Source organism: Streptomyces sp. NPDC088810 (assembly GCF_044750305.1).
Taxonomy (GTDB): domain Bacteria; phylum Actinomycetota; class Actinomycetes; order Streptomycetales; family Streptomycetaceae; genus Streptomyces.
This window is the reverse complement of sequence record NZ_JBIVJQ010000032.1, coordinates 1-1,013: the sequence shown is the minus strand read 5'-3', so window position 1 is coordinate 1,013 and position 1,013 is coordinate 1. Positions and strand designations below refer to the sequence as shown.

Below are 1,013 nucleotides of genomic sequence, written 5' to 3'. Positions count from 1 at the left end.
CGGCGGGCGGCCACGGATCTGGCGTACATCATCTTCACCTCCGGCTCGACCGGCGTGCCCAAGGGCGTGATGATCGACCACCGCGGCGCGCGCAACACCATCGAGGACATCAACCAACGCATCGCCCTCACCCCCCAAGACCGCGTCCTGGCCGTCTCCAGCCTCAGCTTCGACCTCTCCGTCTGGGACATCTTCGGCACCCTCGCCACCGGCGCCGCACTCGTCCTGCCCGACCCCGGAACCGAACGCGACCCACAACACTGGAGCGACCTCGCCGACACCCACACGGTCACGGTCTGGAACTCCGTCCCCGCCCTCTTCGAGCTCTACACCGAACACCGAACCCAACAACAGCCGAAGACGGGGCTGCGCACCGCCATGCTCTCCGGCGACTGGATCCCCCTCACCCTGCCCGAACGCGCCTGGAAAACCTTCCCCGGCATCCACCTGCACAGCCTCGGCGGCGCCACCGAAGCCTCCATCTGGTCCATCCACCACCCCATCACCCACCTCGACCCCACCTGGACCAGCATCCCCTACGGCACCGCCCTGACCAACCAGACCATGCACGTCCTCGACCACCAGATGCGCACCCGACCCCCGCACGCCACCGGCGACATCTACATCGGCGGCCTCGGCACCGCCCACGGCTACTGGAAAGACCACGACAAGACCACCACCTCCTTCATCACCCACCCCCACACCGGCCAACGCCTCTACCGCACCGGCGACCTCGGCCGCTACCACCCCGACGGCACCATCGAATTCCTCGGCCGCCAAGACCACCAAGTCAAAATCAACGGCTACCGCATCGAACTCGGCGAAATCGACACCGCACTCACCACACACCCCCACGTCACCAACGCCGTCACCACCACCGACACCACCCCCCAAGGCACCAAACGCCTCATCACCTACCTCACCCTCGACGCCACCGTCGAGACCGAGCACCTACGCGAGTGGCTACGGGCCAAGATCCCCGCATACATGGTCCCGCCCGTCCTGGTCGTCCT

At 66.8% G+C, this 1,013-nt stretch carries 1 protein-coding gene; it reads left to right on the top strand.

Annotation, left to right across the window (positions count from 1 at the left end; translation table 11 throughout):
* The coding region (locus ACIP4Y_RS38440) for an amino acid adenylation domain-containing protein (protein ID WP_401401810.1) at positions 1 to 1,013 on the top strand (1,013 nt) is incomplete at both ends.